Annotated in this window: 28 protein-coding genes and 2 pseudogenes; 16 read left to right on the forward strand and 14 right to left on the reverse strand. The window is 74.4% G+C overall.

What is annotated here, in order from left to right:
• Positions 1-71: 71 nt before the first annotated feature.
• The gene (locus tag ACFWEG_RS20400) at positions 72-614 is read right to left on the reverse strand and encodes a matrixin family metalloprotease (protein ID WP_387217024.1); all 543 of its coding nucleotides are present in this window, start codon (positions 612-614) and stop codon (positions 72-74) included.
• A gap of 230 nt (positions 615-844) precedes the next feature.
• Here ACFWEG_RS20400 and ACFWEG_RS20405 point away from each other — a divergent pair, with 230 nt between their 5' ends.
• Positions 845-1,249, forward strand: a complete 405-nt coding sequence (locus ACFWEG_RS20405; RefSeq protein ID WP_387217027.1) for a GNAT family N-acetyltransferase — start codon at positions 845-847, stop codon at positions 1,247-1,249.
• A 329-nt stretch (positions 1,250-1,578) separates the two neighbouring features.
• Here the strand turns inward: ACFWEG_RS20405 and ACFWEG_RS20410 are convergent, their stop codons facing one another.
• Positions 1,579-2,049 (reverse strand): AAA family ATPase, encoded by a 471-nt coding sequence (locus ACFWEG_RS20410; RefSeq protein ID WP_387217029.1) that lies wholly within the window; start codon positions 2,047-2,049, stop codon positions 1,579-1,581.
• Positions 2,050-2,183: 134 nt separating this feature from the next.
• Positions 2,184-2,597, reverse strand: coding sequence for a hypothetical protein (locus tag ACFWEG_RS20415; protein ID WP_387217032.1), 414 nt, complete (start codon positions 2,595-2,597; stop codon positions 2,184-2,186).
• A gap of 431 nt (positions 2,598-3,028) precedes the next feature.
• Here ACFWEG_RS20415 and ACFWEG_RS20420 point away from each other — a divergent pair, with 431 nt between their 5' ends.
• From ACFWEG_RS20420 to ACFWEG_RS20430, 3 genes are all read left to right on the forward strand, one after another.
• Positions 3,029-3,439: a DUF1428 domain-containing protein gene (locus tag ACFWEG_RS20420; protein WP_387217035.1), complete on the forward strand. Its 411-nt coding sequence runs from the start codon at positions 3,029-3,031 to the stop codon at positions 3,437-3,439.
• Positions 3,440-4,080: 641 nt separating this feature from the next.
• Positions 4,081-4,317, forward strand: a complete 237-nt coding sequence (locus ACFWEG_RS20425; RefSeq protein WP_387217037.1) for a hypothetical protein — start codon at positions 4,081-4,083, stop codon at positions 4,315-4,317.
• Positions 4,314-4,535: a hypothetical protein gene (locus tag ACFWEG_RS20430; protein ID WP_387217040.1), complete on the forward strand. Its 222-nt coding sequence runs from the start codon at positions 4,314-4,316 to the stop codon at positions 4,533-4,535. The genes ACFWEG_RS20425 and ACFWEG_RS20430 overlap by 4 nt, the downstream gene beginning before the upstream one ends.
• Before the next feature lie 154 nt (positions 4,536-4,689).
• On the opposite strand, the gene ACFWEG_RS20435 is transcribed toward ACFWEG_RS20430, so the two are convergent.
• Together ACFWEG_RS20435 and ACFWEG_RS20440 are read right to left on the reverse strand one after the other, a co-directional pair.
• On the reverse strand, positions 4,690-5,355 hold the full coding sequence (locus tag ACFWEG_RS20435; protein WP_387217042.1) for a GAP family protein: 666 nt from the start codon (positions 5,353-5,355) through the stop codon (positions 4,690-4,692).
• The gene (locus ACFWEG_RS20440; RefSeq protein WP_387217045.1) at positions 5,352-5,885 is read right to left on the reverse strand and encodes a TetR/AcrR family transcriptional regulator; all 534 of its coding nucleotides are present in this window, start codon (positions 5,883-5,885) and stop codon (positions 5,352-5,354) included. The genes ACFWEG_RS20435 and ACFWEG_RS20440 overlap by 4 nt, the downstream gene beginning before the upstream one ends.
• 238 nt (positions 5,886-6,123) lie before the next feature.
• Here ACFWEG_RS20440 and ACFWEG_RS20445 point away from each other — a divergent pair, with 238 nt between their 5' ends.
• The 6 genes and pseudogenes from ACFWEG_RS20445 (at position 6,124) to ACFWEG_RS20470 (ending at position 10,494) form a co-directional block, all read left to right on the forward strand.
• Positions 6,124-7,101 carry a YihY/virulence factor BrkB family protein gene (locus tag ACFWEG_RS20445; RefSeq protein ID WP_387217047.1) on the forward strand — a complete coding sequence of 326 codons (978 nt, stop codon included), beginning with the start codon at positions 6,124-6,126 and terminating at the stop codon, positions 7,099-7,101.
• A gap of 47 nt (positions 7,102-7,148) precedes the next feature.
• A pseudogene (locus ACFWEG_RS20450) lies at positions 7,149-7,265 on the forward strand (phosphatidylserine decarboxylase); the annotation flags it as partial.
• A 79-nt stretch (positions 7,266-7,344) separates the two neighbouring features.
• The gene (locus tag ACFWEG_RS20455) at positions 7,345-7,809 is read left to right on the forward strand and encodes a TVP38/TMEM64 family protein (protein WP_387217049.1); all 465 of its coding nucleotides are present in this window, start codon (positions 7,345-7,347) and stop codon (positions 7,807-7,809) included.
• A 165-nt stretch (positions 7,810-7,974) separates the two neighbouring features.
• Positions 7,975-8,637, forward strand: coding sequence for a DUF998 domain-containing protein (locus ACFWEG_RS20460; RefSeq protein WP_387217051.1), 663 nt, complete (start codon positions 7,975-7,977; stop codon positions 8,635-8,637).
• Positions 8,638-8,644: 7 nt separating this feature from the next.
• Entirely contained in the window at positions 8,645-9,832 is a 1,188-nt protein-coding gene (locus tag ACFWEG_RS20465; RefSeq protein WP_387217053.1) for a sensor histidine kinase, read from the forward strand.
• On the forward strand, positions 9,829-10,494 hold the full coding sequence (locus ACFWEG_RS20470) for a response regulator (protein ID WP_387217055.1): 666 nt from the start codon (positions 9,829-9,831) through the stop codon (positions 10,492-10,494). The genes ACFWEG_RS20465 and ACFWEG_RS20470 overlap by 4 nt, the downstream gene beginning before the upstream one ends.
• Positions 10,495-10,716: 222 nt before the next feature.
• Here the strand turns inward: ACFWEG_RS20470 and ACFWEG_RS20475 are convergent, their stop codons facing one another.
• The 4 genes from ACFWEG_RS20475 to ACFWEG_RS20490 form a co-directional block, all read right to left on the reverse strand.
• Entirely contained in the window at positions 10,717-11,112 is a 396-nt protein-coding gene (locus tag ACFWEG_RS20475; protein WP_387217057.1) for a hypothetical protein, read from the reverse strand.
• Between the two features lie 251 nt (positions 11,113-11,363).
• Positions 11,364-12,431, reverse strand: a complete 1,068-nt coding sequence (locus tag ACFWEG_RS20480; protein WP_387217058.1) for a 3-oxoacyl-ACP synthase III family protein — start codon at positions 12,429-12,431, stop codon at positions 11,364-11,366.
• The gene (locus ACFWEG_RS20485) at positions 12,428-14,269 is read right to left on the reverse strand and encodes a ThiF family adenylyltransferase (protein ID WP_387217061.1); all 1,842 of its coding nucleotides are present in this window, start codon (positions 14,267-14,269) and stop codon (positions 12,428-12,430) included. Before ACFWEG_RS20485 ends, ACFWEG_RS20480 begins: the two co-directional genes overlap by 4 nt.
• A gap of 109 nt (positions 14,270-14,378) precedes the next feature.
• Positions 14,379-14,957, reverse strand: a complete 579-nt coding sequence (locus ACFWEG_RS20490) for a thioredoxin domain-containing protein (protein ID WP_387217063.1) — start codon at positions 14,955-14,957, stop codon at positions 14,379-14,381.
• Between the two features lie 136 nt (positions 14,958-15,093).
• On the opposite strand from ACFWEG_RS20490, the gene ACFWEG_RS20495 reads away from it, so the two are divergent.
• On the forward strand, positions 15,094-15,387 hold the full coding sequence (locus ACFWEG_RS20495) for a hypothetical protein (protein ID WP_387217065.1): 294 nt from the start codon (positions 15,094-15,096) through the stop codon (positions 15,385-15,387).
• A gap of 134 nt (positions 15,388-15,521) precedes the next feature.
• Here the strand turns inward: ACFWEG_RS20495 and ACFWEG_RS20500 are convergent, their stop codons facing one another.
• A complete protein-coding gene (locus ACFWEG_RS20500; protein ID WP_387217067.1) occupies positions 15,522-15,902 on the reverse strand; it encodes an STAS domain-containing protein in 381 nt (126 codons plus the stop codon).
• 170 nt (positions 15,903-16,072) lie between these two features.
• Between ACFWEG_RS20500 and ACFWEG_RS20505 the strand changes: the two genes are divergently transcribed.
• Entirely contained in the window at positions 16,073-16,435 is a 363-nt protein-coding gene (locus ACFWEG_RS20505; RefSeq protein ID WP_387217070.1) for an ATP-binding protein, read from the forward strand.
• A 167-nt stretch (positions 16,436-16,602) separates the two neighbouring features.
• Positions 16,603-16,971: an MW1434 family type I TA system toxin gene (locus tag ACFWEG_RS20510; RefSeq protein WP_387217073.1), complete on the forward strand. Its 369-nt coding sequence runs from the start codon at positions 16,603-16,605 to the stop codon at positions 16,969-16,971.
• Between the two features lie 158 nt (positions 16,972-17,129).
• Here the strand turns inward: ACFWEG_RS20510 and bla are convergent, their stop codons facing one another.
• Positions 17,130-18,050 carry a class A beta-lactamase gene (gene bla / locus ACFWEG_RS20515; protein ID WP_387217076.1) on the reverse strand — a complete coding sequence of 307 codons (921 nt, stop codon included), beginning with the start codon at positions 18,048-18,050 and terminating at the stop codon, positions 17,130-17,132.
• A gap of 418 nt (positions 18,051-18,468) precedes the next feature.
• Positions 18,469-19,770 carry an APC family permease gene (locus ACFWEG_RS20520; RefSeq protein ID WP_387217078.1) on the reverse strand — a complete coding sequence of 434 codons (1,302 nt, stop codon included), beginning with the start codon at positions 19,768-19,770 and terminating at the stop codon, positions 18,469-18,471.
• 136 nt (positions 19,771-19,906) lie between these two features.
• Here ACFWEG_RS20520 and ACFWEG_RS20525 point away from each other — a divergent pair, with 136 nt between their 5' ends.
• Positions 19,907-20,785, forward strand: a complete 879-nt coding sequence (locus tag ACFWEG_RS20525) for a DUF72 domain-containing protein (RefSeq protein ID WP_387217080.1) — start codon at positions 19,907-19,909, stop codon at positions 20,783-20,785.
• On the opposite strand, the gene ACFWEG_RS20530 is transcribed toward ACFWEG_RS20525, so the two are convergent.
• Positions 20,770-21,369: a flavodoxin family protein gene (locus ACFWEG_RS20530; protein ID WP_387217083.1), complete on the reverse strand. Its 600-nt coding sequence runs from the start codon at positions 21,367-21,369 to the stop codon at positions 20,770-20,772. The two genes, ACFWEG_RS20525 and ACFWEG_RS20530, sit on opposite strands and share 16 nt — an antisense overlap.
• Positions 21,370-21,494: 125 nt before the next feature.
• Between ACFWEG_RS20530 and ACFWEG_RS20535 the strand changes: the two genes are divergently transcribed.
• Both ACFWEG_RS20535 and ACFWEG_RS20540 read left to right on the forward strand, forming a co-directional pair.
• Positions 21,495-22,058: a DUF2243 domain-containing protein gene (locus tag ACFWEG_RS20535; RefSeq protein WP_387217085.1), complete on the forward strand. Its 564-nt coding sequence runs from the start codon at positions 21,495-21,497 to the stop codon at positions 22,056-22,058.
• Positions 22,055-22,915, forward strand: a complete 861-nt coding sequence (locus tag ACFWEG_RS20540) for a cytochrome c oxidase assembly protein (RefSeq protein ID WP_387217087.1) — start codon at positions 22,055-22,057, stop codon at positions 22,913-22,915. Before ACFWEG_RS20535 ends, ACFWEG_RS20540 begins: the two co-directional genes overlap by 4 nt.
• On the opposite strand, the pseudogene ACFWEG_RS20545 reads toward ACFWEG_RS20540, so the two are convergent.
• Positions 22,867-23,271: pseudogene (locus ACFWEG_RS20545) on the reverse strand (class F sortase); the annotation flags it as partial. The gene ACFWEG_RS20540 and the pseudogene ACFWEG_RS20545 overlap by 49 nt on opposite strands.
• Between the last annotated feature and the right edge of the window lie 204 nt (positions 23,272-23,475).

The following is a 23,475-nucleotide window of genomic DNA, read 5'->3' on the forward strand; positions in this document are numbered from 1 at the left end:
ATGGCGGACAGGACTCACCGTCCCCTGCCACGCTGCCCCCGGCCCGGTGCCGGCGGCAGCGTGGCGGTCCGTCAGGTGCCGGACTTCGGGTAGAGCAGGTTCAGGACGGAGAAGTCCTGGGAGGAGGGGTGCTGCGGGAACTGCGGGACCGACAGGCAGCTGTTGGTCGGGCTGTTGTGGTCGAGCCCGAGCGCGTGGCCCATCTCGTGGCACGCGACGCTGCGCCGTGCCGCGTAGGTGTTCGGCGTCACCTGGTCGTTGAGCCTGACGACGACCGAGCCGTCCACGAAGTACCCGCCGGAGGTGGTGTACGCGGTCTCGCCGTACCAGCCCGTCCCGTAGCGCCCGCTGTAGACGTGCACGCAGTGCCGGCCGCTGGGGCAGCCGGCCGTGTGCCAGCGGTAGTAGGCGTCGATGCCGGGGGCCTGGTACCAGTCGATCCGGGCGTCGGTCACCGGCCAGCTGTCGCTGGTGTGGTCGAGGAAGTACACCTGCGGGTCGTTGTAGGCCCCGTACGACCACTCGGCGCCGCACAGCGCGGACGCGGTGCCGACGGTCGGGGCGCAGCCGAGGGCCCCGATGCCGGCCGCGGCCGCAGGTGCCTCGTCCTGCACGCCGCGGACGCCCTGGCGCCGCAGCGACGCCCTCAGCCCGGGCCCCGGACGATGCGCACGATGCCTTGCGGCGCCGGCGAGCGCCACTTCGTCCGCGCGCAGCCCTACGCCGTGCGCCGCTCGGCGTCAGTTATGGTGCTCCGGCCGCCCACGCGAGGAAGAGAACGTTGATCAGACCTGCCGTACCCGCCGACGCCGACGCTGTCGTGAGGATTGCCGTCGATGCCGGGATGTTCACCGAGGACGAGGCGCCGTTCGTCGCCGAGATGATGAGCGAGTACTTCGGCGGTGCCGCGGACGAGGGGCATCGCTGCCTGGTCGACGACACAGACGGGCTCCGGGGGGTCGCGTACTACCGGCCCAAGCCGCCCGCGGACCGGGTGTGGGACCTCACCATGATCGCCGTGCGGCCCGAGCGCCAGGGCGCCGGGCTGGGCACGGCTCTGCTGCGCCGGGTCGAGGACGACCTGCGCGCGGACGGCCAGCGGCTCCTGCTCGTCGACACCTCCGGCACCGCGCAGTACGACCGCACCCGGGCGTTCTACGCGGGCTGCGGCTACGACGAGGAGGCGCGCGTACGGGACTACTGGACCACCGGCGACGACCTCGTGGTCTTCCGGAAGGCGTTGGCGTAGTCGACGGGGCCGCTCATGCCGTCCATCGCCGGCGCGCACGCGCAGGGGCGCGGACTTGCCGGCGCGGGACCCGCCGTCCTCGGCATGTCGGCGGCGGGCGTACCGGCCGGAGAGGGCCCGGCCCCGGTCCGAACACCCCGACCGCGTCGATACGCCGGTCCGCAGCGGACCGGAGCTGAGCCCGACGATGGCCGAAGCGTGGGAGCAGGCGGACTGTTCGCCGGGTCAGGTCCGACTCGGGTCGCTGCTGCGGCCCCGGACCCGGACCGTGAGGCGATGCGCGGCGGGCTACGGTCTCCCGTCGCCTCCGGCTCCGCCGCCGAGCCGAGTCAGCCCGCGGCGAGTTCCTCCAGCTGCTGGACGACGCGCTCGACGGGCGCGGTGGCATCGATCTCGACGGTTGCCGCGGCGCGGAGCAGCGGTTCGACAGTGGCCAGGTGGCGGAGAACGGCGTCACGCTCCTCGGGCCGCTTGCCGTAGGGGTTGTCGGTCCGGGCCGCGATCCGGGCCATCAGGACTTCGGCGGGCGCGCTCAGCAGCACGATGTGGTCGAACAGCGGATGGAAACGGCCCTGGTTGGACTTGCAGCCGGCCACGAAGAGGCCGCCCTCACGATGGCCCCGGAGCAGATCGACGACGGCCCTCTCGCGCCAGATCCAGTCGGCGGACCCGTCGGGCAGCGTCACCCACCGACTCCAGGCGTCGGTATCGGTGTCCACCGTCCGGTGCCCCCGCACGCGCAAGTGCCGCAGCGCCGTCGACTTGCCCGTCCCCGACATCCCGGTGACCAGAACCTTCACGCGGCGACCCTATGCGGGCCGCCACGGTCCCGAGCCCGGCTGCCGCCTCCCGACCCGCCCGGCGCAGGCGGACACCCGCGGACCCGACGGCTTCGCGGAACGTCCCCCGTCCCGTGCGGCTTTCGGGTGGGCCGCTACGTCCGGATCCATCGCCTCAACGCCTCGATCGTCCCCTCCGGCGTCGTGTTGAAGCACAGCCGGATCCCGGGTGCCGCCTCGGTGAGCACGTTCACCAGCCGCTCGAACAGCAGCGTGTTCTCCGGCAGCATCCGCACACCGGCACCGATCATCGCCAGACCGAAGGCGTGCTCCTCGAGCTGCGCCCGGACGGTCGCCTCGGCACCGTCCACCGAGGTGTCCACCAGGCACGGAACAACGGCGAACCCCGCCTCGCGCAGCCCCGCGTTCGCCGCGTCGATCCTCGCGGTGAACACCGCCTCGTCGACACCCTCGGGCATCCGGCTGTAGTCGAGCGCCCTCGGATGCAGCCCTATGGAAAGGATCTTCGTGCCCCGAGGCAGGGGGGTCGAGCTCGGCGAACGGCCCATGGACGGTGTCCTCTCTGCTGGACGTCAAGGCGAACCACGTTCCGTTGCACGGTAGTTGACGGATGTCTCGCCTGCTTCGGCATCGTGTCGGCGGTCACGGAGTCCCCGGCCGGCGATGAGACCGCCCGACTCGGTCGCGCAGGTCGCGCAGGTCGCGCAGGTCGCGCGTCGCCGGACGCCGAGGGGGCCGGGCGCCTCGACCGGCTGGATCGGGGTGCGGGAGCGGCGTGCGGTCCGGCCGCCGTGCCGGGCGCCGACCGGCTGTCCCGTCGTCCGCCGGCCGCTCGCCTCCCCCGACCGCGAGGTCGTACGGCATGACCAGGAGGCCCCGCGTCGCACGGACATCCGGCGCGGTCGGAGAGGCGCGATGTGGGAACGTGGGCGGGGGCCGGCCCGGAACGGGGCAGGGATGCGTGACGCGAGGAGCACGGATGACGTACGCGGACATCACCATCGTTCCGGTGCCGAGTGACCGCAAGGCCGCCTATCTCGCGTTCGCGCGGCGGATGGCCGAGGTGTACCGGGAGCACGGGGCCACCAGGATCGTCGACTACTGGCAGGCGGGCGCGTCGGCCGACCAGGGCGACTTCCACGCGGACGGACTCGCCTACGAGCCGGGGGAGTTGCGCGGGCTGGCGCGCCTCGCCGGCGCGTCACCGCTGGAGTCGGTCGTCGTGTCCGTCACGGAGTGGCCGTCGAAGGAGGCCCGCGACCGGGGCATCGCGGCCGCCACCAAGGACCCGCGGGTCCTGGCGACGATCGACGTGGAACCCGTGTTCGACGGGCGGCGTCTGGCGGCCGACAGCTTCGAGGTCACCATGAGGCTGCCGGGCGAAGGATAGGCGCAGGGCTCCGCGACGGATCAGCGCCCGGTCTCATGAGGCCGGCGGACGGTCGAGGCGGCGCTCGGCGGTCGCGCCCAGGTGTGCGTCGGGGCGTACCCCGGGCGGGCGATGACCCCGGCCGGTATCGCGGCCGCCGGCATCGAGGCGGTGGTCGCCCCGATCGCGTCCCGACAGGGTTTCGCGCACGTCCGCGAGCGGCTCACCCTCGGCGACATCGCCCGAGCGGCCTGGGCCTTCGGTACGGATCGCGCCGCGTCCAAGGCGCCACCCTGCTGGGGTACCTCCGCCGCCTGCGCCCGCGGGAGGGCCCGCGCCGACCTGCTCGCCGCGCACGCGGCCGGGCCCGGCACGGTCGCCGCGATCACGGCCCGCCGGGGGTGGTCCCAGCCGGGCGCGTCCGCCGGCGCGCGTACCCCCGGACGTTCGGCACATCACCCTCCCCCGCCCGCTGCCGCTGAGCGACCCGACCCGACCCGATCCGAGACGTCCCGACACGGCGGGAACCGTCCACCGGCGACCCGAAACCACCTGCCCGGTCCGACCCCAGGCTGCCGGGAGACGTCGACGGCACACGGCTGACCGCCGTGACCAGAGGGTCCGAAGTGACAGGAAATTCGAACACGCGCTCTAATAGTCGTATGGACGTGACCGACTTCCCCGACGACCTGGTCCGCACCCAGCACGCCTGGAACGCCACCTACGCCGCCCTCGCCGCACCCCGCCCCCGCGACACCACCACCCTGCGACGCCGTCTGCTCCTGCTGTCCGGTCGCCTCTGGCGCCACCCGTACTGGGCGACCGTGCCCTCGGTGCCGACGGCCCGCTGCGACCTGCGGCAGCTCGTACGCCGCGACGAGACCTCGCGGGCCGCGTGACCGCCCCGATCGTCGTGCACGCGCCGGCCGTCCGGGGCGGCCGGCGGGTCACGGTCCACGCCGGCGGCCGCGACGCCGTCCTCGGCACCGCCTACAGCGACCGCGACCTCCTCGTCTTCCTGGAGGGCGCCGGCATCACCGACCCCGAGGCGGTCCTCGACGACCCCCGGTGGGTGGAATGGCGCGGCGGCCCGCCCCACACGTTCGACCCCGCCTGACGCCGGGACCGGGCAGGCCCCCGAGCTGGCGGGAGGCCGGCACGACCGCCTCCCTCGCCGTCCCCCTGATCCGCGTGGTGCTGCTCATCCAGCACCGCGTCCGGGCGAGGTGGGGGCGGGCGAGCTCGGGCGCGCCCGCCCCGTGGCGCGGTGCCTACGCCGCCACCGCGATCGCCGCGACGCCCGCCGCGACGACGAGGTGGCCGAGGGCGATCGGCACGCTGCGGGGCTGCTCCTTCTCGGCGCCCAGGCGCGCGTAGAGGCTGCCCAGGCGGCGGCGCACCCGGTCGCCGTGGGTGGCGCCGGCGGCCAGGAGCAGCAGGCACGGCAGGCAGTAGACCAGCGCGTAGCCGGCGATGACCAGCAGCGCGCTCGCGGTGCCCACGTCGGCGTTGACGATGCGCTCGATGGCGATGAAGTACGGGAAGGCGTTGGGCAGGTCGGCCCCGGTCATCAGGAAGCCGAGGCCCGCGGCGGTCAGCGGGTTGACCCAGCTCGGCACGGTGACCGCCGGGCGGACCCGCGGCCGCAGCCGGCGCAGTCCTGCCACGGCCAGGGCGAGGGCGGCCACCGTGAACGCCGTACGGCGGAGCCAGACGAGGCCGTCCCCGACGGCGTCGGCGGCGGCGTCGGCCCCCAGGTAGACCAGTACCCCGAGGCCCAGCACCGTCAGGTAGGCGCCGACCGTGAACCCGGCGGCCGTCCGGACGGGACGCGCCACCGGAGCGAGGAGCAGCAGCGCCACTCCCGCGATGGTCGCGGGGTTCAGCGCGTCGAGCAGGGCCAGCCCGGCGATGCCGGCGAGCAGGGCGGCGGTCACGGCTGCTCCTTCCCCGGCGGGCCGCCGGGCAGGCCGAGGTGGAGCAGGAGCTCCTCCACCTCGTCGGGCGACGCGGGCCGACCCGCCAGGGCGGCCAACAGGAGTCCGTCGCCCACCAGGCGCACCGCCCGGGCCCGGACCGGGTCGCCCAGCTCGGCGGTCAGCATGTCCTGCCAGCGCTGTTCGGCGGCGGCGACGTCCCCCGGCAGGTCGAGCTCGCCCGTGGCGCTCAGCCGCAGCATCGACATCATGGCCCGGTAGAGCGTGCGCTCGTGCGGTCCCGGCACCGAAGACCTCAGCCACGCCGCGGCCATGACCCCCTCGGCCGCGGCCGCCGTCACGCATGCGTCGAAGCGTTGCACCGCGCGCGTCACCAACGCGCCCAGCAGGCCCCGCTTGTCGAAGTGGTAGAGCAGCCCGCCCTTGCTGACGCCCGCCGCCGCGGCCACCGCGTCCAACGAGGGCGGCACCTGCCCCGCGACGATCAGCTCCTCGGCGGCGTCCAGAATCCGTTCCCGTGCTGTTGCCATGCGGACGACTGTACCGTCCGGACGGTACAGTCGGGATAAGGGCGGCGATCGAGAGGGCACGGTCGGCGGTGAGCACGGCCACCGCCGGGTGGCGGGGGCGTGACCGTCCTGCGACGGTGGAACGTGGGGTGCACGCCGCCCGCGGACGCCCGGACGGGGTGTCGGCGGCGGCGAAGGTGGGGAACGCGCGTAGACGTCCGGTCTTGCGGCCCGCCCCTGTCCGCCTCCGGGAGGCGTCATGGACGACGACAACCACCGCGATCCATCGGCCGCCACCGCACGGGACTCCCGTGCCGAGCCGCCCGTCGACAAGCCGTCGGCTCTGTCGAAACCGTCGAAGAAGGGCGCGCTGCGGCGCACCGTCAAGGGCTTCAAGACGGACGACCTGAGCGACAGCGCGGCCGCACTGACCTACTACGCGATTCTGGCGATCTTCCCGGCCATGCTCGCCCTGGTGTCGATCCTGGGACTGATCAGCAAGGACGCGGCGCAGTCCCTCGTCGACAACATCGGGGGCCTCGCCCCCGGCACGGTCCAGGACATCCTCAGCAGCATGGTCACCCAGCTGCAGAGCAGCGGCGGGAAGGCCCTGATCGCCCTGATCGTCGGTGTGGCCCTCGCCCTGTGGTCCGCGTCCGGCTACGTGGCGGCGTTCATGCGCGCCTCGAACCACGTCTACGGCATCGGCGAGGGGCGTCCCGTCTGGAAGACCCTCCCCACCCGGTTCGGCATCACCGTCGCCGTCGTGCTCGTCCTGGCCGTAGCTGCCGTCGGCGTCGTCGTCTCCGGACCCCTCGCGAAGAAGGTCGGCGGCATCCTCGGCCTCAGCGACACGTTCGTGACCGTGTGGAACATCGCCAAATGGCCGGTGATCGCCCTCCTCGTCGCCCTCGTCTTCGCCCTGCTCTACTGGGCCGCGCCGAACGTCAAGCGGGGCTTCTCCTGGGTCTTCCGGGGAGCGGTTCTCGCTGTCGTCATCTGGCTCGTCGCCTCCGGCCTGTTCGCCGTGTACGTCGCGAACTTCAGCAGCTACAACAAGACCTACGGGACGTTCGCCGGGATCATCATCTTCCTGGTCTGGCTGTGGATCTCCAACATCGCGCTCCTGCTCGGCCTCGAGTACAACTCCGAGCTCGAACGCGGCCGCGCCCTCGAAGCCGGGCACCCTCGCGACGAGGAGCCCTACTCCGAGCCCCGGGACACCCGCAAGCTCTGAGCCCGGGCGGCAGGCGACCGGCCCGCACCGGACGACCGTCCACGACCGTGGCGCGGCGCATCGTGCCGTACGTCCCGCAGGGGACGAAGGTCGAGCGGGGCGAGCGCATCGGCCTGATCCGCTTCGGCTCGCGCGTGGACATCCAGCTGCCCGAGGGCGTCGAGGCCGGGAACCGGTCCCACCGTCGTCGCCTTCATCGGCCCGTACGCCCTTGCCACGTGCGTCTTCATTCTCAAGCCCGCCTTGAGCGCCGTCGCCGGCATCCTCTTCGGCCTGCCGGACGGACTCCTCGTCGCCGCGCTGGGAAACACCGCCGGAGCCCTGGTCGGATACGGCGCCGCACGGCTGCTGGGCAGCGACGCCCTGAACCTGCTGAGCACGGGCAACCGTCACGTCGAAGCGCTGCGCGCACGCCTGCGACGGCGACCCTTCGTCAGCATGATCTGGATGCGCATCACGCCAGGCATGCCGTTCGCGGCGGTGAGCGTGGCAGCGGGCTCCAGCCGCCTGCCCGTCCTTCCGTTCGCCGCGGCCACAGCGCTCGGCACACTCCCTGCCACCGGGGCGTGCGTGGCGATGGGCACCGCCGCCTCCTCGCTGTCGTCACCGGTGCTCTGGGGCCCCTTCGGCGCTGCTGTCGCCGCCTTCGGCGCGGTCTTCCTCATCCGGCGGAGGAAGAGGAACCAGTCCTGCCCGACCCCGCCGTAGTCCTCGTCCGGTCCGGCCGCACCCCGGCACGTACACCCGATGGTGCAGCCGGCCCGGACGACCGCACCGTCCGGTGTACGACCGGATGTCGTCATCGGGACGACGCGGCCGCCCCCGCCCCCTCCGTAGGTTCTGGATCACCGGAACGACACCGAGGAGGACGGCATGACGGCTGCACACACGGCCGGGGCAGCGGGAGCAAGGGCCCCGCTCACCCTGATCGGCGTCGGAGCTGCGGCGATGGCCGCGCTGGAGGCGCTGAACCCGCAGTACGACCTGGTGAGCGAGACCCTCAGCCGGTACGTGCACGGCACGGCCGGCTGGCTTCTCCCGGCGGCGCTGCTGGCCGTCGGCGCCGCCTCCACCGTCCTCGCGGCACGGCTCGGGGCCGGGACCCGGCGGGCGGGACGGGCGGCGCTCCTGGTCTGGACGGCCGGCATCCTGGTCGCGGCCCTCTTCCCGGCGGACCCGCCCGGCCACTGGAGCCGTCCCTCCCCCTCCGAACTCGTCCACGGCAACGCCGCCTTCCTCGCCTTCGCCGCCCTGCCGACCGCCGCCGTCCTGCTCCGCGGGACGCTCACGGCCCGGCGGCCGGGCCTGCGCACGGCCCTCGCCGTCCTCACCGCGGCCTCGGTCACGGCCACGGCGGCGCTCGCGGTCCTGCTGGTCGACGTGATGGACGGCGGCCCGTCGCTGGGACTAGGCGGCGTCCCCACGCTCGTCGGTCTCGTAGAACGCCTGGTGATAGCCGCCGACTTCGGGTGGATCGCGCTCGCCACAGCCGCCGCGGGCACCCGCGCCCGGCCGGGGCGGGACCGTCGTGGATGATCGGCGCATGGACCGATCCGCCGTCCTCGCCCCTGCAAACCCCCGCGCGGTCCGGCTCGTCGACCTGCTCCTCGCAGCCGGCACCGTCGTCGCCGTCCTGGCCGGCACCGCCCGGCTCGGCGGCCGGCTGGACGCCGCAGGGGCCCTGCCGCTCGCCCTGTGGCTGGGCCTGCTCCTCCTGGCACGCCGCCGTCGGCCCCTCGCGGTGCTGCTGCTGAGCGTGCAGGCCGTCGTCGTGTTCCGCACCGCCGGACTCACCGATGCCGGCTGGGTGTGGCCGGTCTCCGCCGCCTACGCCACGCTGGCCGCCGACGACCGGCCCGGCCGCCCCGGTCTCCCGTGGGCAGCCGCCGTCGGCCTGGCGGAACTGGCCTTCGCCGCCGCCTGGGAGACGACGGCCGGCGGGGCCACCCTGCGCGAGGCCCTCGGCTCCCTGGGCGTCGAGGCCCTGTGGCTGGCGGTGCTCCTCGCCGCCGCGACCGCCTACCGCAACCGCCTCCGCTGGCGCGCCGAACTCGGCGAGCGCCTGCTGCGTGCGGCGCGGGAGAGGGACCTGGAGGCCGGCCGACGGATCGCGGAGGCCCGTCTGGAGATCGCCCGCGAACTGCACGACGTCGTCGGGCACACCCTCACCGTCGTCGGGATCCAGCTCCGGGTCGCGGCCGAAGCCCTGGACGACGCGCCGGAGGACGCGCGGGCCGCGCTCACCACCGCCCAGCAGGTCCGCACCGAGGCGCTGCGGGACCTCCGCGCGCTCGTCCACGTGCTCCGCGCACCGGGAGAGGCCACGGAAGACCCCGCGGCCGGAGCCCCCCAGGTCGCGGCGCTCGTCGACCGGATGCGGTCGTCGGACCTGGACATCCGACTGGAGACGTCCGGCGACCTCGGCGCCGTACCCGCCCCGGTCTCGCTCGCCGTCCACCGGATCGTCCAGGAGGCCCTCACCAACACCGTCCGCCACGCCGGGGCCACCCGGGCCGACGTGAGCGTCCGGTGCGGACGCCGGTGGGTGGAGGTGAGCGTCACCGACGACGGCCGCGACCCGGCGGAGGCACCGGAGGCGGCCGGGCACGGGATACGCGGCATGGACGAGCGGGTCCGGGCGCTCGACGGCGACTTCTCCGCCGGCCCGCGCGGCGAGGGCGACGGATGGGTCGTGCGGGCCGCCATCCCTGTGCCAGTCTTCCGCTCATGACGATCAAGGTGCTCCTGGCCGACGACCAGGCCCTGGTACGGGCCGGATTCGGCAGCCTCCTCGCCCGCGCCGAGGACATCGAGGTCGTCGGCGAGGCGGGCACGGGCGAGGAGGCCGTCCGCACGGCCCGGGCCGTCCGCCCCGACGTCGTCCTCATGGACATCCGCATGCCCGGCACGGACGGCCTCACCGCCACCCGGAGAATCGTCGAGGACCCCGAACTGACGGACTGCCGGGTCATCGTCCTCACCACCTTCGAGACCGACGAGTACGTCTTCGCGGCCCTGAGCGCCGGCGCGAGCGGCTTCCTCACCAAGGAGACCGAACCGGCCGACCTGCGTCGTGCCGTCCGGTCGGTGGCGGCCGGCGACGCGCTGCTCTCACCGAGGGCGACCCGAAGGGTGATCGAGCAGTTCGCGCACCGGCCGGCGGTCCCCACCGACGCCGCCGGACGGCTCGCCGTGCTCACCGCGAGGGAACGCGAGGTGACCCGCCTGATCGCGACCGGCCTGTCCAACGACCAGATCGCCGCACAGCTCTTCATCAGCCCGCTCACCGCCAAGACCCACGTCACCCGCGCGATCGCGAAGCTCGCCGTCCGCGACCGCGCCCAACTCGTGATCCTCGCGTACGAGACGGGCCTGGTCCGCGCCGGTGGCTAGCACGGTCCGCAGCGGCACCGCCGAACAGGACCGGCCGCGGGCTTTCCGGAGCCGGTCCGGGCCGGGGGCGGGCTCGTAGGGGACGGCATGTGTACGCAGTCCGGCGACGACCTGGAGCACGGCGTCGGGGTGCCGAGCGGTGACGGTGCGACGGCGGCGTGGGCCGGCGGACCGGGCGTCGGCGGCGGGATCTCCGGTCGCCCCCGGCAATCCCGCGCCTCGTCAGCTCGCGACGAAGGCCTCCGCGGGGGCGTCGTCGAGGACGACTCCGTTGTCGAGCCGGACGCGGACGGTGACGAGGAGCATCCGTCGCCGGTAGGCGTCCCAGTCCTCCTGCAGGGCCCTGACCTGCTCCTCCGCCTGCTGTCGGCTCGCCGGCGGCATCTGATGGCCGTAGGCGTCGAGGAGCGACGAGAGGCGCTCGTACTCGCGGACCTCGTGGGACTGCTCGCGCGGGCCCTCGTCCACGTGCTCCACCGTGCCCGCGGTGCCCGCCGCGAGGGTCAGGGAGGCGGCGAAGGCGGCCGCCTCCTCCGGCGGCACCCCCGCGGGGGCGGCCGAACCGGTCATCCGCAGGTCCGCCGCCAGACGGACACGTCGGCCTGCTCGCAGCGTCATCGGTTCCTCGTCCTGTCGTCGGTCATCGGCGGCCCGGCACGCGAGGCGTCCCCGGATGCGCGCGGTGAGATCCTCTCACCCGCGCTCCCCGGCCCGCGGTCAGCAGACGTGTCCGTCGCCGGGGAGGCCCATGGCGTGCAGCACGGGCTCCTCGCCTCCGGGCGCGGGCCCGCCGAGGGGCGTTCGCGGCGGGCGCGAGGGCGGAGGGTTCCGCCGACGCGTCCGGGGCGGACCCGCCGCGTCGGCGGGGGTCACTGGCGGAGGCAGAGCGTGCCCCAGTGGAAGCCCGCGCCGATCGCGCAGAGGACGTAGGTGTCGCCGGGGCGGAGGCCACCGGAGGCGTGGGTGGTGTGCAGGGCCGTGAAGAGGCCCGCCGCGCCGGTGTTGCCGAGGCGGTCGAGGGTGACGGGCACCCGTGACACGGGGATGCGCAGGCGGCGCGCGGTCTCGTGGAGGATGTTGATGTTGGCCTGGTGCAGGAAGTAGTGGTCGACGTCGAGCGGGTCGAGCCCGGCCCGCCGCGTGGCGCGCAGGATGCTCTCCGGCAGCCGCGTGGTCGCCGTGGACCACACCTCGGGACCGTCCATGCTCACGTAGTGCTCGCCCGCGGACACCGTCTCCGCGCTGGTCGGGCGGCGCGAGCCGCCCCCCGGGATCTGCACGGCGTAAGACAGCTGCGAGCCGACGTCGTACGAGAGCAGGCCCGTGCCGGGGCCGCCCGCCACCCGGCTCAGCACCGCCGCGGCCGCCGCGTCGCCGAAGAAGACGCCCGCCGTCCGGTCGCGCGGCCGGACGACCCGCGAGGCGCAGTCCGCGCCGATGACGAGGACGGTCGCGACGGAAGGATTCTGCAGCAGGTGCGCGGCGAGGAGCACCGCGTGCACGCCCGCCGCGCAGGCCCCGACGGAGACGTCGAGGGCGAGCGCCCCGGCCGCCCCGAGCGCGTCCTTGACGACGAGCGCCGTCGACGGCATCGGCTGGTCGAGGGTGTAGCTCGCGACGACGATCGCGTCCAGGTCCGCGACGGAGAGGCCCGCCGCCTCCAGCGCGGGCCGCGCCGCGGCGACGCACATGTCCGACGTCGCCAACTCCGGTGCGAGCCGTCGGCGTTCGTGGATCCCCGTACGGGCGGTGATCCAGTCGCCGCTGCGGGCGGTGGTGCGCGAGAGGTCCTCGTTGGTCACGACGGCCGGAGGCACGTGCAACCCCGTCCCGATGACCGCGAACGGGGCGGGCAGACCGTCGCCGGTGTGGGACGCGGTGGCGTCCGGGCTGGGCGCGCTGGACTCGTGGGTGGGTGCGGTCGCGGTGGTGGTCACGAGACGGTGCTCCGATCGGCCGAGGTGAGGGCGTCGAGGTCGGCGTAGAAGCGGCCGGAGGGGCGGGGCAGGCCGAGCAGGATCCGGCGCGCGGCCTCCGCGGTGAGCGCGCCGCCGAGGGCGACGCCGGACGCGAGCTGCGGCCAGCTGCTCAGGGTGGAGCCGATGCGGGGGAGGGCGGCGGTCATCTCGGAGCTGAGGGTGTCGCGGCCGACCATGTCGAGGATCACGTCGACGACCTGAGAGGGCGTCAGGTCCGTCAGGTCGGCCGCCGTGGTGTCCCCCAACAGGCCGTGCAGCAGCGGTCGTTCCGGCTCCAGGTCGAACCGTTCGACGTCGAGCAGCCCGCGGTCGTTCGCGTCCATCACGACCGGGACCCGCAGCGCCCGGGCGCGCTCCCGGGCGGCGAGCTTCACGTACGGGGTGTCGCATTCCTCGACCAGCAGGTCGATCGGGCCCGCGCCGCCGGTGAAGAACTCGTCCATCACCTCGTCGGTGAGGCCGCCGCGGTGCACCTCGATGTCCAGCCAGGGGTCGATCTCCGCCATCTGGCGGGCGGCGATGACGCACTTGTTGAGCCCGAGGTGGTGGACGCCGGCGCGCAGCCGGTTGAGGTTCGAGACGCTGAGGGTGTCGAAGTCGGCGAGCTTGAACGCGCCGGCGATGCCCTCCATCGCGAAGGTCAGCGCGGCGCTGCTGCCGACGGAGAGGCCGATGATGCCGACCCGGCGCTCCAACAGCCTCCGCTGCTGCGGGCGTTCGATCCGGCCCCGGTTGCGGTCGGTGCGGACGAGGCGGAACTCGTCGCGGGGGAGCAGGTGGACCAGCCGGCCGGACCACGGGTACCACACCCACGTTCCGTACTCCCGCGGCGCGCGGCCCGCCAGCTGCTCGTCCACCGCGAGGGCGACGGCGGCGGGGGAGCGGCGCAGGCCGGGGTCGCGGCTGGTGACCAGCTCGACGAGCTGGTCCTCCAGGGTGTCGCGCACCTCGCGGACGCGGTCGGAGGCGAGCAGCCCGTCGAACGCGGCCGCGTCGTCCTCCCGGGCGAGGTCCAGGAGGACGGGACGCCAGCGGTCGTCGTCCCGGTCGGTGCCGGCCGTACGGGAGCGGTGTACGGGGGCGGCCGGGTACGCGGCGGCCGGCGCGCTCGCCGGCGTCGTCGTCGGCGTCACGAACGAGGGGAACTCCTCCTCCAGGCGCGCCACCAGCTCCTCGTACTCGCCCGCGGGGTCCGCCGCGCGGTACAGCAGGACGACGACGTCCTCGGTGTACCGCTCGACGTAGCGGCGGGTGCCGGTCAGCGGGCGGAAGCCGAAGCGGCCGTGGAACACGTCCTGGCCGTCCGCGGTGCCCGAGGTGCCGATCATCGCCTTCGCGCCGAGGTGGCGGGCCGCGGCCATCGCGACGGCGTTCAGGTGCACGCCGAGCCCGAGCTTGCGGGCGCGGTGCTCGACGACGAGACGGCTGTGCTCGAACGTTTCGCCAACCCCGACGCCGTGCTCCCGCAGCGCCTCCTCGTAGCGCTCCCCGCCCAGGTAGGACCGGGTCTGGAACAGCTCCCCGGTCTCCGGCGTGGACAGCCGCACGTACCCCAGCGGCTGTGCGCCGGGGGCGTCGGTGCCGAAGAGGTGCCACGCGCCGAGGTCGAGCTCCTGCTCGTCGGCGTAGGCGCCCTCCGCCGTCCGGAACTCCGGCCGGCGGCCGCGGTCGTACAGGATCCGCGCCCGCATCGCCCGCATCCGCTCCAGGCGGGGGTCGTCGGCAGGCGTGTCTCGGGGGATGTGCAGCGCGGACACGTGCCAGGTGTCCGTACGGGTGGGGGGTTCGGTCGGCACGGGGCCCTCGCCTCTGGTGTGTGGGTGGCGTCGGGCGCGGTGGGGGTGCGCCCGACACCACAACGACCTTGGTCGGCGGGGGTTTCGCGCGACATGCGGCGGTGACGGTTCAGGCCTCCAGTTCCGCCAGGAAGGTCTCCGGGGTGACCGGGTAGCCCTCGGGGCTCAGGACGGCGAGGGGGCGGCCGTCGAGCAGGACCGTGGGCGTGGACGTGACGCCGGACGCGTCGAACGCGGCGGAGACCGTGCGGGCCCAGGGGACGTAGGACCCGTCGCGGACCGCCGCGTCGAAGGCGGCGCTGCGGAGGTCGGCGACGTCGGCGGCGAGGTGGAGGAGGTGCTCGGGGGCGGCGAAGGCGTCGTCGGACTCGGGCGGCTGGGAGGCGTAGAGCTGGTGCAGGTAGCGGATGAAGCAGGCGGGGCCGGCGTCGGCCGCCGCGCCGAGGGCGGCGAGGGCGCGGAGGGAGCCGGTGCCGCCCACGGCGGCGTCGAGGAAGGTGCCGAAGTGGTACTCCAGGCGGACCGTGCCCGCGTCGGCCGCGCGCTCCATGACGGTGCCCAGGCCGTTCTCCATCCGCTTGCAGGAGGGGCAACGCAGGTCGGCGAAGACGGCCAGCACGTGCGGGGCGTCGGGGCGGCCGTAGGGCAGGACGGTGGCGTCGGGACCGGTGGTGTGCGCGGGGATCATGGATCCAGGCTGGACAGCGCCCGGACGCCGCGCAAGGCGACGTGCGGTGCGCCCAGGGTGGCGGCTCCGCGGAGTGACCGCGGGAACACGGCGCCTGCGGATGCGCACCTTAGCCGATGGTGTGACCGTAGGAGACATGGATTGGGCTTCTTGGACGACGACAGGGGTGATCTCGGGGCACGGCGGCGTGCGCACCGACGAGCTCGGCGTGCTCACCGGGGATCTCACCGTCCACACCACCTGGTCCGACGGCGAGGTCCGGGTCAGCGTGCAGTACAGCGGCGCGTCGGAGTGGTTCACCGTCTCGGGGAGCCCCGCCGGGTGCGAGTCGGAACGGGCGAGCCGGGACCTGCACGAGGCGGTGGTGGAGGCGGTCCGCGGGGACACCACGGCGGTGGTGCCCGCACAGCCGTGCGGCCCGGCGTCCTGAGGGGACGGCGGCCTCGCAGGACGGCGACCCCGTAGGACGGCGGCCTCTCGGGACCGTCGCCTCATGGGACGGAGCGGCCCGCACCCCTCACCGGCGGGCCGCTTCCCTTGCCCGGGGCCGCGACGGGCCGGCCCTCAGACGCCGCCGGGGCGCCGCGCGGTCAGTTCGAAGTAGCCGAGCGCGCCGGTCACGGTGAAGAGGCGCTCGACCACGGGGTGCAGGTCCGTGCTGAGGTGGAAGGGGAGGCCGCGGGCCCGGCAGGTGCGCTGGAGGTCCAGCAGGACGTGCAGCAGGGGGGAGTCGGCGAAGGTCAGGCCGGCGAGGTCGACGACCACGGGGGAGTCCGCCTCCTCCGCCGCGCGGACGAGTTCGGCGAGCAGGGCGGAGGAGTGGCTCCAGTCGATGCTGCCGGTCAGCCGCAGGACGCGGTCGCCCGTCAGCGGGGCCCTGTCGACGTCCAGGGAGTACGAACGGTCGCCCTCGGGAGAGGGGCCGGGGCCGTGGTCTTCGTTCACGTTGTTCATGTTCACGCTCGGACTGGTTTCTGGATTCTCACTCCTTCGAGTGAGCCCGGATGGGTGAACGCGTCACGCGCGCCACGGGGGGCACGTGGAGGAGTAGTGCTATTGACTACCCGATGAGGGGGGCGGCCGCGGTGGCTCTCATGTGTGACGGCTCGTCTGTCGTGGGATGCCCGGCCAGCGCCGCGGAGGCGAGGGCGGCCATCTTCCGTCTCCTGCGCGAGCAGGCCGAGCCGTGCGATCCGACGACCGAGGCGGACGTCCTGCTCGTCGTCTCGGAGCTCGTCGCCAACTCGCAGCGCCACGCGGGTGATCGGCCCATGCTGTACGCCTTCCTGTTCTCGGGCGTCCTGGACGTGACGGTCGCCGACGGGGTCCGCTCCGGGCCGGACGACCCGGACCAGGAGAACCGGCCCTTCATGACCGCCGGCTTCGGCTGGCCGCTCGTCAATCAACTCGCCGACCTCGTGCTCGTGACGCGCCCGCTCCGGGGTGGCAAGCGCATCCGGGTCCAGATGACCCTGTGATGTCTTCAGCGTGTACCCCTCCGTCGCTCTTGCAAAGTCACTCGATTGGGTGCATAAACGTACGAGTCGAACGTATGCCTGTCATCCACGGGGTTACGCCGCGCGTGTCGCCCTGCCGGCAGGCGGCGAGCATCCCGCAGACCCCCGACCGCAGGAGACCCCCGACCATGACCGACACCGCGCTCATGCCCTTCGAGGCCGCGTTGCCCCTGATGAAGGCCGGGGCGAGGATCGCCCGGCTGGGCTGGAAGCTGGACGGCAAGCACCTGGAGTACCAGCCCGTCCGCTCCTACGTCACCGACGACGGCGAGCACCGCACGCTGGCCGCGTCGATCGTCATGCGGTACCCGGACGGGACCTGGGGGCAGTGGGAGTACAGCGCGCGCTCCCTCCTCGCCGACGACTGGTTCGTCGGCGCGTCCGGCGACCTGCCGCGGCCGGAGGAGCGCGCGCTCGACGCGCCGGAGCCGTGCGGGTGTTCGGAGGGGCGCGCGATCGTGGCCGACTACGCGAACCCGTCGCGCGCGGGTGCCTGACCGGTCCGTCGGGTCGTGCGGGGGGCGACGGGGCGGGGCGGGGTCGGGGTACGGGGGTACGCGGGTGCGCTCCGGTGCAGGCTCCGTACGGCGTCGGCGGCGGCGGCGGCGCGGCACGGTCGGGCGGGGGCCGTCCCGCGGCCTCCGGCGGGCGTTGATCAGTCGGCCGGCCGGAGTTCCGCCAGGACCGCGGTCGTCGTGCGGGCGATCAGCGCGTCGTCGTAACGGGCCTGCGGATCCCTCCGGTTGGTCATCACCGCCATCACGATCGGCGCCGACCCCCGGCCGTCGGGCCAGAGCACCGCGATGTCGTTGCGGGTGCCGTATGTGCTGCCCGCGCCCGTCTTGTCGCCGACCGTCCACCCCTTCGGCGCGCCCGCCCGGACGAGCGCGTCGCCCGTGGTGTTGCGGCGCAGCCAGTCGGTCAGGCGCGCCCGCTCCTCCGCTCCGAGGGCGTCTCCGACGGCGTACGCCCGGAGGTCCTCCGCGAAGGCGCGCGGCGTCGTCGTGTCGCGGTCGTCCCCCGGCGTCCAGTCGTTCAGCGCGGTCTCGCGACGGGCCGGCCGGGTCGTGTCGTCGCCGATCCGCCGCAGCTCCTCGCCGAACCCCCGCGGCCCGCCGAGCGCGTCGAGCAGCAGGTTCCCGGCGGTGTTGTCGCTGTACCGCACGGCGGCGTCGCACAGTTCGCCGAGCGTCATCCCCTCCCTCAGGTGCCGCTCGGTGACGGGCGAGTGCGGCACCAGGTCGTCCGCGGTGTACGCGACCACTCGGTCCGTCCCCTCCGCCCCGTGCCTCCGCAGCACCGCGCCCGCCGCGAGCGCCTTGAACGTCGACGCGTACGCGAACCGCTCCCCGTCCCGGTACGCGACCGTCCGCCCGCTCCCGGCGTCCACGGCGTACACCCCGACCCGCGCCCCGAACTCACCCTCCAGCGAACGGACTTCGCGCCCCACCTCCGCCCCCGCCGACGTCCGCGCGGGCCCCGGTGGGGGCGCCGCGTCACCACCCCCACCGCAAGCCGCGGCGAACACGAGCAGTGCGGCCGACGCCGCGGCCGTCCGGCGGGAGGGGAGGTTCATGATCCGACGGTACAGGCGTCCACCGGGTCTTCCGGGACGGCGAGTCCCCCCCGACGGCGGCCCTCGCCGTCGCGCGCGCGGGTCGGTGGGCGCACTGGCGCCCTGCGGGCGGGGCGGGGGCGCGTGGGTCGGGGGCCGGGTCGGCCGGGCGGGCGCACCTCCTCGCTCCGTTCTCGCTGCGGGGCACCCCCACCCACCCCACCCTCCGTCCGGTTCACCCCCACAGCGATGCGGCGCCTGTCGCGCAGCGACAGGACCCACTGGAGACGCCGCGCAGCGGCAGGACCCCCCGCTCCCGCCGCCCGAGCCGCGCAGCGGCGAAGCCACACTTCGGACGAGCCGCGCAGCGGCGGACCCTCGCCGGCCTGCCGCGCAGCGGCAGGACTTTGCCGCGCAGCGGCGCACTGGAACCCCCGCCCTACCGCCTGCGCCGCAGCGCGACGACCGCACCGAGCGCCGCGCCCGCGGTGAGGACGGTCAGGCCACGGAGCCAGACCGTGCCCTCGATCTGCGTGGCGAGCAGCACGCAGGAGGCCGCGGCGAGGACGGGGACCGCGGTCGGCGCGCGGAAGTGGTCGTGGGGGACCCGGTCCCGCCGCAGCACCAGCGCGGAGGTGTTGACGAGGAGGAAGACGACGAGCAGCAGCAGGACGAGCGTCGAGGCGAGCGTCGCGACGTCACCGGTCAGGGCGAGCAGCAGCGACAGCGCCGTGGTCGCGGCGATCGCCGCCCAGGGCGTGCGCCGCCCCGGCAGGACCCGCGTCAGGAAGCCGGGCAGGAGACCGTCGCGGGCCATGCCGTAGGCGAGACGGGACGACATGATGCCCGTCAGGAGCGCCCCGTTCGCCACCGCCACCAGCGCGATCGCGCTGAACAGCACGGTGGGCACCCCGCCGGCCACCCGGACCACCTCCAGGAGCGGCCCGCTGGACTCCGCCAGCTTCCCCGTCGGCACGGCGACCGCCGCGGCGACGCCGACCAGGACGTACACCACCCCCGCCGTGACCAGTGCGCCGAACAGTGCCCGCGGGTACGAGCGGCGCGGGTCGATCGTCTCCTCCGCCACGTTGACGGACGTCTCGAAGCCGACGAACGAGTAGTACGCGAGGACCGCGCCGCTCAACAGGGCCGCCGTGGGCCCCTGTTCGGCGGTGCCGAGGTCCGTGAGCCGCCCGAGGTCGCCGTCGCCGCGCAGCACGGTCCACGCGCCGAGGCCGATCACCAGGACCAGCCCGCCGACCTCGACGACCGTCGCCACCGCGTTCGCGCGCGTCGACTCGCTGATCCCGCGCGCGTTCAGCAGCGCCAGCGCGGTGAGGAACACCACCGCGACGAGCACCACCGGCAGCGTCACGAACTCGCTCAGGTAGTCGCCCGCGAAACCGCGCGCCAGCGCGCCCACCGACACGATCCCCGCGGCGAGCATGCAGAACCCGGCGAGGAAGCCGCCGAACGGGCCGTACGCCAGGTGCGCGTAGTGCGACGCCCCGCCCGCGCGCGGGTACTTCGTCACCAGCTCCGCGTACGACGCCGCCGTCAGCAGCGCCAGGCACAGCGCGACGAGCAGCGGCGCCCACACCGCGCCGCCGGACTCGCCCGCGACCTCGCCGACGAGGACGTAGACGCCCGCCCCGAGGACGTCGCCGAGGATGAAGAAGTACAGCAGCGGGGTGGTCAGGGACTTCTTGAGCGCGGTGGGCGCGGACGTGTCGGTGGTCACGGGGGGCTGGGTACCCGGTGTCGACCAGGTCAGACCGGCGATCGTCCGTCCGTGCGCGGGTTTGGCCGCCACCCGCCGCGGTACCCGTCCCCGCGGCACGACCGTCCGGCCCCGGGGAGGCGACATCACCGCGAACGTGCTGGTCGGCGCGTGCTCCTGGACCGACCCCGCGCTGGTCTCCAGCGGCTGGTACCCGCCCGGGTCCCGTGACGCGGAGGCGCGGCTGCGGCACTACGCCACCCGCTTCCCGCTCGTCGAGGTCGACGCCACCTACTACGCGCTGCCCTCGGAGCGGAACGCGAAGCTGTGGGCGGACCGCACCCCGGACGGCTTCGTCTTCGACGTGAAGGCGTTCGGCCTGCTCACCGGCCACACCGTCCGGACGGCCGCCCTCCCGCCGGAGCTGCGGCCCGCCGCCCGCGGCCGGGACCGCGTCCGCGCGGCCGACCTCCCCCCGGACGTCGTCGAGGAGGTCTGGCGGCTGTTCCGCGCGGGCGTCGCCCCGCTGCGCGAGGCCGGGCGGCTCGGCGCGGTGCTGTTCCAGTTCCCGCCGTCCTTCCGGCCCGGCGCCCGCACCCGCGCCTACGTCGAGGAGTGCGCGCAGCGCGCGGGGGCGGGGACGCGGATCGCCGTGGAGTTCCGGCACCCGGCGTGGCTCGTCCCGCCGCACCTCGGCGCCGTCACCAATTGGCTGACCCGCGGCCGCGTCCCCCTCGTCGCCGTCGACACCGCCCAGGGCCTGCCCACCTCGCTGCCCCCGGTCGCCGAGGCGACGGCCGGGGACCTCGCCGTCGTGCGGTTCCACGGGCGCAGCCCGCAGTGGGGCACCGGGAGCAAGGAGGACGCCTACCGGCACACGTACACCGAGGCCGAGCTCCACGGCTGGCTGCCGCGCGTCCACGCGCTCGCCGAACGGGCCGCGCGGGTCCACGTGCTGTTCAACAACTGCTGCGGGACGGCCGCGGTGGACGCGGCGCGGACGATGCGCGGGCTGCTCGGTCAGGACGCCGGGTAGGGGTGCTGCCGCAACAGGGTGGCCAGCTGGTGGCTGTTCACCGCCAGGGTGCGGGTGGTGCCGGTGACGGACTCGGGCGTCTCGTCGAGGTCCTGGAAGTCCGTCCCCTGCATCGCCTCGCCCACCCAGTACGTCACCGCGCCGGGCGCGAGGGAGAAGCCGACGTCGTTCAGGGCCTGGAAGAGGTCCGCGCTCACCTTGTGCGCACCGTCCTCGTTGCCGACGACCGCGACCGCCGCGACCTTGCCGTACGTCAGCAGCCGGCCCTCGTCGTCCGTCTCGGACAGCTCCGCGTCGAGCCGCTCCAGGACCCGCTGGCAGACGCTGGACGGGTGCCCGAGCCAGATCGGCGTCGCGAGGACGAGGACGTCCGCGGCCATGACCTTCTCCCGCAGCGCCGGCCACGCGTCGCCGCCGCCCATGTCGAGGCCGACCCCGGGCCGTACGTCGTGGTCGACGACGCGGACGGTCTCCACCTCCGCGCCCAGTTCGGTGAACTCCACCCCCACCTGCTCGGCGAGCAGCTGGCTGCTGGACGGCTTCGGGGAGGGGGTCAACGTGCAGACCAGGGACAGTACGCGCATGGTGCGCTCCTCACGAGGGATTCCGTTGCCCGGCATGAGTGCCCACTCCGCCCGCTTCATCACCTCTCGCACCGGGTACCCACCCGTCCGCACGCCGTAAGCCCGCGAAACGACGGAGGCCAGGGATGACGCAGAGCACGCACAGGGCGGGCTTGGACGCCGCGACCGGCGGGCGTCCGCCGAGCCTGCGACGGCCGGGGATCGTCCTCGGCATCGGCCTCGGCGGCTTCGTCGACGGCATCCTGCTGCACCAGATGCTCCAGTGGCACCACATGCTGACCAGCACCGACACCGACCGCATCGGGGTGAAGTACTACCCGGCGAACTCGGTCACCGGCCTGCAGATGAACACCGTCTGGGACGGGATCTTCCACGCCGTGTGCTGGCTGGCCGTGCTGACCGGTCTCTGCCTCCTCTACGGGCGGGTCACGCACGGACGCCGCCGGGTGTGGACCTCGGCGGCGCTGTGGGGCTGGGTCCTGGTCGGGTGGGGGCTGTTCAACCTGGTCGAGGGCGTCGTGGACCACCACCTCCTCGGCATCCACCACGTCCACGCCGGTGACCAGCAGCTCTGGTGGGACCTGGGCTTCCTCGCGCTCGGCGCGGCGCTGGTCGCCGCCGGACTGCTGGTGCAGCGGCGGGCGGTCCCGTACGAGCCCGGTGCGCGCGGCCCCGGAGCGGGCGCGTGAGCGGGCACCCCGGCGGTCACGGGGACGCCGACGGCCTTCCTTGGGACGTGCTCCTGCCCGCGGTGGGCGTGGCGCTCGTCGCCGCCGGATACCTGCTGCTCGCCGCCCGCGCCCGCCGGCTGAACCCGCGGGCGGGGTGGAGCCGGTGGCGCACCGGCTGGTTCCTGGCCGGATGCGGCCTGCTCGCGGCGGGCCTGCTGCCGCCCGTCGCCCCGTGGGCGCACGGCGACTTCCGCGGGCACATGGCCCAGCACCTGCTGATCGGCATGTACGCACCGCTCGGCCTTGTCCTCGGCGCCCCCGTCACGCTGCTGCTGCGCAACCTGCCGCCTGAGCACGGCCGACGGCTGACCGCCGTGCTGCGCAGCCGCGTCGCGCACGTCGCCGCCCACCCCGTCGTCGCGCTGCTGACCGGCGTAGGGACGCTCGTCGCGCTGTACTTCACCCCGCTGTACGACACCCTGTCCGCCGGTGGTGCGCACGGGTTGCTGCACGCGCACTTCCTGCTCGCCGGGTGCCTCTTCGCCCACGCCGTCGCCGGGCCCGAACCGGCGCCGGGCCGGTGGAGCGTGCCGCGCCGCCTGGTCGTGCTCGGCGTCGCGATCGCCGCGCACGCCCTCGTCTCCCAGGCGCTGTACGGGGGTTGGGGGACCTCCGTCCGCGCGCCGGTCGACGAGGTGCGCGGCGGTGCGGAGTTGATGTACTACGGCGGGGACATCGCCGAACTCCTGCTGGCGGGCGCGCTGGTGGCGACGTGGCGCCCGCGTCGGACCCCGGCCGGGGTCCGGCCGGCCGGTGCGCGGGGCGCTCAGTCGACGCCGGAGAGCGAGGCGTACACGACCACGTTGTCCGCGTAGGAGCGGTCGGCCTTCGAGTAGGCGCCGCCGCAGGTGATCAGCCGGAGGCCGGCGTGGTCGAGGTTGCGGTAGACCTCGACCGTCGGGAAGCGGTTCTTCGGGTACTGCGCGACCTTGTCGACGGTGAACTCCGCGGTGCGGCCGTCCTCGCGCCGCACCGCGACGGTGTCGCCGGGTTCGAGGGTGGCCAGGTCGAAGAAGACGGACCGCTCGCCGTTCCAGGTGACGTGGCCCGCGATGACCGCGGGGCCCTGGGCGCCCGGTGCGGGGCCCGGGCGGAACCAGCCGGCCTTGTCGGGGTCCTCGGGGGTCTCCATGGCGTTCCCCGCGTCGAGGCCGAGGCTCTCGAGCGGGGATCCTCGACATCAGCGCGGTCCAGCGGCGTGACCTCGCACCGCAGGTGCCCGAGCTCGCCGATCTGACCTGGTCGGACGGCTGGGCGACACAGCACACCGTTCCGGTGACATACGGGGGAGTGCCCCATGTGTTCGCCGTCGACGAAGCCGGGTCCGGTGGGGTGAAACTCATCGATGTCTCCGACGAGCGGCATCCGCGGATCC

This window comes from Streptomyces sp. NPDC060194 (assembly GCF_042728285.1).
Taxonomy (GTDB): Bacteria; Actinomycetota; Actinomycetes; order Streptomycetales; family Streptomycetaceae; genus Streptomyces.

What these genes read in the sequence shown, in the direction of transcription:
- ACFWEG_RS20405 (WP_387217027.1), top strand. Translation starts at nt 845, where the DNA reads ATGTTCACCGAGGACGAGGCGCCGTTCGTCGCCGAGATGATGAGCGAG.
- ACFWEG_RS20415 (WP_387217032.1), bottom strand. Translation starts at nt 2,597, where the DNA reads ATGGGCCGTTCGCCGAGCTCGACCCCCCTGCCTCGGGGCACGAAGATC.
- ACFWEG_RS20420 (WP_387217035.1), top strand. Translation starts at nt 3,029, where the DNA reads ATGACGTACGCGGACATCACCATCGTTCCGGTGCCGAGTGACCGCAAG.
- ACFWEG_RS20425 (WP_387217037.1), top strand. Translation starts at nt 4,081, where the DNA reads ATGGACGTGACCGACTTCCCCGACGACCTGGTCCGCACCCAGCACGCC.
- ACFWEG_RS20440 (WP_387217045.1), bottom strand. Translation starts at nt 5,885, where the DNA reads ATGGCAACAGCACGGGAACGGATTCTGGACGCCGCCGAGGAGCTGATC.
- ACFWEG_RS20445 (WP_387217047.1), top strand. Translation starts at nt 6,124, where the DNA reads ATGGACGACGACAACCACCGCGATCCATCGGCCGCCACCGCACGGGAC.
- ACFWEG_RS20460 (WP_387217051.1), top strand. Translation starts at nt 7,975, where the DNA reads ATGACGGCTGCACACACGGCCGGGGCAGCGGGAGCAAGGGCCCCGCTC.
- ACFWEG_RS20465 (WP_387217053.1), top strand. Translation starts at nt 8,645, where the DNA reads ATGGACCGATCCGCCGTCCTCGCCCCTGCAAACCCCCGCGCGGTCCGG.
- ACFWEG_RS20470 (WP_387217055.1), top strand. Translation starts at nt 9,829, where the DNA reads ATGACGATCAAGGTGCTCCTGGCCGACGACCAGGCCCTGGTACGGGCC.
- ACFWEG_RS20475 (WP_387217057.1), bottom strand. Translation starts at nt 11,112, where the DNA reads ATGACGCTGCGAGCAGGCCGACGTGTCCGTCTGGCGGCGGACCTGCGG.
- ACFWEG_RS20490 (WP_387217063.1), bottom strand. Translation starts at nt 14,957, where the DNA reads ATGATCCCCGCGCACACCACCGGTCCCGACGCCACCGTCCTGCCCTAC.
- ACFWEG_RS20495 (WP_387217065.1), top strand. Translation starts at nt 15,094, where the DNA reads ATGGATTGGGCTTCTTGGACGACGACAGGGGTGATCTCGGGGCACGGC.
- ACFWEG_RS20510 (WP_387217073.1), top strand. Translation starts at nt 16,603, where the DNA reads ATGACCGACACCGCGCTCATGCCCTTCGAGGCCGCGTTGCCCCTGATG.
- bla (WP_387217076.1), bottom strand. Translation starts at nt 18,050, where the DNA reads ATGAACCTCCCCTCCCGCCGGACGGCCGCGGCGTCGGCCGCACTGCTC.
- ACFWEG_RS20530 (WP_387217083.1), bottom strand. Translation starts at nt 21,369, where the DNA reads ATGCGCGTACTGTCCCTGGTCTGCACGTTGACCCCCTCCCCGAAGCCG.
- ACFWEG_RS20535 (WP_387217085.1), top strand. Translation starts at nt 21,495, where the DNA reads ATGACGCAGAGCACGCACAGGGCGGGCTTGGACGCCGCGACCGGCGGG.